1 protein-coding gene is annotated in these 968 nt (G+C 52.2%); it reads right to left on the reverse strand.

The features are described 5' to 3' along the window. Nucleotides 1-65: 65 nt before the first annotated feature. Nucleotides 66-920 carry a chlorophyll a/b-binding protein gene (locus GFJ41_RS20885; RefSeq protein ID WP_170075973.1) on the reverse strand — a complete coding sequence of 285 codons (855 nt, stop codon included), beginning with the start codon at nt 918-920 and terminating at the stop codon, nt 66-68. Nucleotides 921-968 lie beyond the last annotated feature (48 nt).

Genomic DNA, 968 nt, shown 5'->3' on the forward strand with positions numbered 1-968 from the left:
CACACATGAATCAAATATCTCTCATCATTGAATTGTACAAGCAAGGTTCGTTTGTGATATCTAAATTACAGAGTAGGAGCTCTCTCAGCTGTTCCGGCAATGACGGTGAGCAAGTTGTTGCCAAAAGGATCGCTCAAGTGGGCAGCAAGGTTCTCGACTGGACCTTGTCCAGTGACATAAGCTTGGATAAAGAAGCCAAGCATGGAGAACATGGCTAGCCGGCCATTCTTTATCTCCTTCACCTTCAACAGAGCAGCTTGGTCGGGATCGTTAGCAAGACCCAGTGGATCAAAAGGACCACCTGGGTGAAGCTTGTCCTCCAGCTCCAAACCGTTTATAATTCTGTAGTACTCTGCACCACCGAGCAATACAACCTCGGCAACCACAGCAAGGACAAGGTTGATGGGGATGTTCTTGCCGAAATAGTTCAATGTGTTGCCATCGAGAAGCAAAGCACCGGTCTTGAACCAAACAGCCTCGGGTCCGCAGTTGGCACCGAATTTGTTGAAGGCCTCAGGAATGATAAAACCGGCAGCACCGAGCATGGCCCATCGAGCGTGGATCAGCTCATAAGCTTGATATTTGGCGAAGTCTTCGGGTTTCTTGCTGAGGCCAAAGGGATCGTATCCATAGTCTCCAGGAACTTCTCCTGTGAGGTACTCTGGGATTTCGGATCTGTCCAAAAGCCCGTCGGGCAAGAAAATTCTCCGGTCGGGTCCGTACCACTTGGCGAGCTCCTCGTCTGCCGGGGACACGGCAATAGGCTTGGGCTTGGCTGCTGGCTTCTTCTTGGAGAAAAGGGCAACCGTCTTGACCGTGGCGGGGCTCGATGCCGACGGTGCTGCCCGGGATGCGCCTGAGAGGGTCAGTTTGTTGCCGAGCATCTCCGACACGCCGATGGAGGATGCAAGAGAAGCCATTTTTTTTCTTCCGGTGGAGGTGGAGGCTCAGGCTCAGTTTGTAACCAA

This window comes from Paraclostridium dentum, assembly GCF_012922555.1.
Lineage (GTDB): Bacteria > Bacillota > Clostridia > Peptostreptococcales > Peptostreptococcaceae > Paraclostridium > Paraclostridium dentum.